This window comes from Collimonas fungivorans, from assembly GCF_028292705.1.
GTDB lineage: Bacteria > Pseudomonadota > Gammaproteobacteria > Burkholderiales > Burkholderiaceae_D > Collimonas > Collimonas fungivorans_B.
In genome coordinates, this window is the sequence record NZ_JAQGLV010000262.1 from 1 (window position 1) to 4,531 (window position 4,531).

4 protein-coding genes and 1 tRNA gene are annotated in these 4,531 nt (G+C 59.4%); 2 read left to right on the forward strand and 3 right to left on the reverse strand.

What is annotated here, in order from left to right; all coding sequences use genetic code 11:
• The 3 genes from JWQ61_RS14770 to JWQ61_RS14780 form a co-directional block, all read right to left on the reverse strand.
• Positions 1 to 72 (reverse strand) — tRNA-Lys (locus JWQ61_RS14770).
• 115 nt (positions 73 to 187) lie between these two features.
• Positions 188 to 661, reverse strand: a complete 474-nt coding sequence (locus tag JWQ61_RS14775; protein WP_304361195.1) for a transposase — start codon at positions 659 to 661, stop codon at positions 188 to 190.
• A 145-nt stretch (positions 662 to 806) separates the two neighbouring features.
• Positions 807 to 1,430, reverse strand: coding sequence for a TetR/AcrR family transcriptional regulator (locus tag JWQ61_RS14780; protein ID WP_304361196.1), 624 nt, complete (start codon positions 1,428 to 1,430; stop codon positions 807 to 809).
• A gap of 418 nt (positions 1,431 to 1,848) precedes the next feature.
• Between JWQ61_RS14780 and JWQ61_RS14785 the strand changes: the two genes are divergently transcribed.
• On the forward strand, positions 1,849 to 3,060 hold the full coding sequence (locus tag JWQ61_RS14785; protein ID WP_304361197.1) for an efflux RND transporter periplasmic adaptor subunit: 1,212 nt from the start codon (positions 1,849 to 1,851) through the stop codon (positions 3,058 to 3,060).
• A 92-nt stretch (positions 3,061 to 3,152) separates the two neighbouring features.
• The coding region (locus JWQ61_RS14790; RefSeq protein WP_304361198.1) for an efflux RND transporter permease subunit at positions 3,153 to 4,531 on the forward strand (1,379 nt) is incomplete at its 3' end.

Genomic DNA, 4,531 nt, shown 5'->3' on the forward strand with positions numbered 1-4,531 from the left:
GGGGCGTGTGTGATTCGAACACACGACCTACGGATTAAGAGTCCGCTGCTCTACCAGCTGAGCTAACGCCCCAACAGGGGACGAATTATAGCGGCTGTTTATTATTTTTGCTAGTTCTTCGTAGGAATTTCTATCGAATTAAATATTCACCGTTGTTTCCGCCCTCTTCCAGGCGCCGGCAGCGCCGTCATGCCGTGACCAGCCCCACCCAGTGCAAGGTTGATTCGTCCACGGCAATCTGGGTGGGCCCGGCCGGATGGACTGCTTTGGCGGCCGCTATCGCAGACCTGTAGAGCGTCTTCTGGGTTTTTCTCAGCAAGCGCTGTTCAATGCGCAGGGTATACAAATCACCGTACTCGACAATTTTTCCCAGTGTCTGCGCCAGTTCCTTGTCGTCAGCCTGGCTTTGCGCCAGCTGGCGCCAGAAGTCGCATTCGGTCCAGCGCCGGAAACGCATGTAGACCGTGCTTGAACTGCCGAACTGCTCAGGCAGGCAACGCCACGAGCCTTTGTTGAGCACTAGCCACAGCACGGCTTCGATGAACAGGCGGTTGTTTTTTGCGTTGGCGCCGGGATCGCTCTGCTTCCCGGTCAGGAGCGGCTCAAGCTTTTGCCACTGCCCGTCCCGAAGTTTGATTTCCTGCTTATGTACCAGGCTCATGGCGGCCGCCTCCAGAAAGAATGTCGTTGCGCTACCCGCCTCGGCCGCTCATGGCGATGAACCGAGACACAAGCTTGACATTCTAGCGATGGGGCACCTCAAGGAATATAAGACATGTCTGAAATTGAAAGGCTCTCTGACCGCCTTAAAGCGGATCAGGCCAGGCGCGCATCGCTTGCGCGCCGATCGCCAGCAGCTTCTCGCGCCCGGCGTTGTCGCGCGCCTGGGTCGACATGCCGTGGATCACCGTCACGAAAAAACTCGCCATCGCGGCGGTATCGGTATCGGCAGCCAGTTCGCCCTCGCGAACGCCGCGGTCCAGGCGGTCCTTGATGCCGGCCTCCATCTGCCCGCGGTAGTCCGCCAGCACTTCCTGCACATGCGAAGAGGCGGCGGTGCAATTGGTGGCTGAAGTCACGACCATGCAGCCGGGCGGCTGGTTGGGATCGGTTTGCGAGATAGCGATTACTTCGAGGTAGCTGCGGATGCTTTCCTTGGCCGTCAGCGGCTCGGCCACGATCGACTCGAAAAAACATGGTTTTTTTTCAAGATAGTATTCCACGGCTTCCAGGAACAGGCGTTCCTTGTCGCCGAATGCCGTGTACAGGCTGGGCGGCGTGATTCCCATGGCGCTGGTGAGGTCGTTGAGCGAAGTCGCCTCGTATCCGTAACGCCAAAAAACCAGCATCGCGCGTTCCAGCGCAAGTTCCCTATCGAACGATAAAGGACGGCCGGCCTTCTTGCGCGGCTTGTCTTGTGTCATTTCCATAGTGATCGATATTAAACTACTTGACAGCGTAAAACAACCCCGCTAGAGTCACACTCTAATTCGTAGTGATCGCTATTGAATAGAAATTCTGCAGATGCCGGATGTGGCCAAATGGAAACATCAGTGTCTCACAGAATTAAATTTCATGTTTTCCGAGCGTGTTTTTTGCTTTTCGGTAAGGGAAAAACCAGCACATTTGGAGGATCAGACAAGAAGCGTCCAGTAAGCGGCTATCGGCTGACAGCCAGTCAGCCATATATTGCTAATCATGATTTGAAGCAATCAAAGCCAGTCAAGAACGCCGATGTCGGTCGCCAGACCAAGCTGCAATCCCTCCCATACAGCCCAGCGCTCAGCGATTGTTTCCGATTACGCAGTTATCCATTTCCGTTTCCACACATATATCCAGGGGTCTCACATGCAAACTTCGACACCATTATTTTCTCGCAAAGCGATTGCGATTGCGGTCGGCATCCTCATCCTCGCCGCCGCCGGCGCCTTCACCCTGACCAGCCGCCAGGCCAAGGCGGTCGCCGCGCCGCCTCCTGCCGCATCGGTCTCGGTGGCCGCCGCCCTGGAAAAATCGGTTACCGAATGGGACGATTTTTCGGGACGGGTGGAAGCCATCGAACGGGTTGAGATCCGTCCGCGCGTCTCCGGCACCATCGACGCCGTGCATTTCCAGGAAGGCCAACTGGTCAAGAAAGGCGACCTGCTGTTCACCATCGATCCTCGCCCTTATCAAGCCGAACTGGCGCGCGCAGTGGCGACCCAGGCCGGCGCCCAGGCCGGACTGGCGCTGGCCAAAACCGAGCTGGCCCGCACCAATCGCCTGATCGAAGAACATGCGGTGGCCCAACGTGAGCTGGATCAGCGCAACAATGCCTTGCTGGAAGCCGACGCCAGCCTCAAGGCGGCGGACGCAGCGGTGCTGACCGCGCGCCTGAATCTGCAATACACCGCGATTGCGGCGCCGGTCAGCGGCCGTGTCTCGCGCGCTGAAATCACGGTCGGCAACCTGGTCGGCGCCGGCGTCAGCTTCCCTGCCCTGACTACCGTGGTGTCGGTATCGCCGGTGTACATCAATTTTGAAGTGGATGAGCAAACCTATATCCGCTACGCCGCCAACGGCGCGGTCGGCAATTCCGGCGTCAAGAACCTGCCGGTGTCGATCGGCCTGGCCAGTGAAGAAGGTTATCCGCACCAAGGCCAGATCAAGGCTTTCGACAACCGTCTCGATACCGCATCCGGCACGATGCGGGTGCGCGCGGTATTCGACAATTCGAACGGCACCCTGACTCCCGGCATGTACGCCCGCGTGCGCACCGGCGGCGCAGCGGCAGAGACTGCCGTGCTGATCGATGACAAGGCGGTCGGCACCGACCAGGACAAGAAATACGTCATGGTGCTGGGCGCTGACAACAAGGTCACCTATCGCACGGTCAAGCTGGGTCCGATCGTCGATGGCTTGCGGATCGTGCGCTCCGGCCTCAAGAAAGATGAGCGGATCGTCGTCAACGGCCTGCAGCGGATCCGGCCGAACGACCTGGTCACGCCAGTGACGGTGGCCATGGACGGTGAACAGCTCGCGCCAGCGAAGAATGCACTGGCCGTGGCTGCAGCTAAATAACAAGGACGCCGACGATTACCAGAGCGATATCAGCACAACATCAGCGCAATCGCACATCGCATCGACGCCAAAACACAGCAGAGCTCAACACCATGAATATTTCTAAATTCTTTATCGACCGCCCGATTTTTGCGGGCGTGCTATCTGCAATCATCCTGATCGGCGGCCTGATTTCCATGCTCAGCCTGCCGATCTCCGAGTACCCGGAAGTGATTCCGCCATCCGTCATCGTCAAGGCGCAGTATCCGGGCGCCAATCCGCAAACCATCGCGGAAACCGTCGCCACGCCGATCGAAGAACAGATCAACGGCGTCGAGGGCATGCTCTACATGTCTTCGCAAGCGACTTCCGACGGCCTGATGACACTGACCATCACCTTCAAGCTCGGCACCTCGCCCGACCTCGCGCAGCAACTGGTGCAGAACCGCGTCAACCAGGCATTGCCGCGCTTGCCGGACGTGGTGCAGCGGCTGGGCGTGACCACCGTCAAAAGCTCGCCCAACCTGACCATGGTGGTGCACTTGCTGTCGCCTAACGACCGCTATGACATGGCCTACCTGCGCAACTACGCGGTGCTGAACGTCAAGGACCGGCTGGCGCGCCTGCCCGGCATCGGTTCGGTCCAGCTGTTCGGTTCCGGCGACTATTCGATGCGGGTCTGGCTCGATCCGCGCAAGGTGGCTGAACGCGGCCTGGCCGCCACCGATGTGGTGAACGCCATCCGCGAACAGAACGTCAATGTCGCCGCCGGCGTGATCGGTGCTTCGCCTGCCGTTCCCGGCGTCAATTACCAGATCTCGGTGAACGCCCGCGGCCGCCTGGCCAATGAGGAAGAGTTCGGCAACATCGTGATCCGCACCTCGTCCGATGGCGTGGTGACCTACCTGAAAGACGTGGCGCGCATCGAACTCGGCGCCAGCGAATACGCCTTGCGCTCGCTGCTGGACAACAAGCAGGCGGTAGCAATTCCGATCTTCCAGGCGCCCGGCTCCAACGCGCTGGAAATCTCCGACAATGTGCGCGCCACCATGGCCGAGCTGAAGAAAGACATGCCGGAAGGCGTCGACTACAAGATCGTCTACGATCCGACCCAGTTCGTCCGCTCTTCGATCGAAGCCGTGGTGCATACCCTGCTGGAAGCGATCCTGCTGGTGGTGATCGTGGTGATCATCTTCCTGCAGACATGGCGCGCCTCGATCATCCCGCTGCTCGCCGTGCCGGTGTCGATCGTCGGCACCTTCGCGGCCATGCACCTCTTCGGATTCTCGATCAACGCCTTGTCGCTATTCGGGCTGGTGCTGGCCGTCGGCATCGTCGTCGACGACGCGATCGTCGTGGTCGAGAATGTCGAACGCAACATCGAAACCGGGTTGAAACCGCGCGAAGCCACGATCAAGGCGATGGGCGAGGTGACCAGCCCGATCATCGCCATCACGCTGGTGCTGTGCGCCGTCTTCGTGCCGATCGCCTT

Bases quoted from the DNA above. Each gene is read 5' to 3' on its own strand.
- JWQ61_RS14775 (WP_304361195.1), bottom strand. From the start codon at position 661: ATGAGCCTGGTACATAAGCAGGAAATCAAACTTCGGGACGGGCAGTGG.
- JWQ61_RS14780 (WP_304361196.1), bottom strand. From the start codon at position 1,430: ATGGAAATGACACAAGACAAGCCGCGCAAGAAGGCCGGCCGTCCTTTA.
- JWQ61_RS14785 (WP_304361197.1), top strand. From the start codon at position 1,849: ATGCAAACTTCGACACCATTATTTTCTCGCAAAGCGATTGCGATTGCG.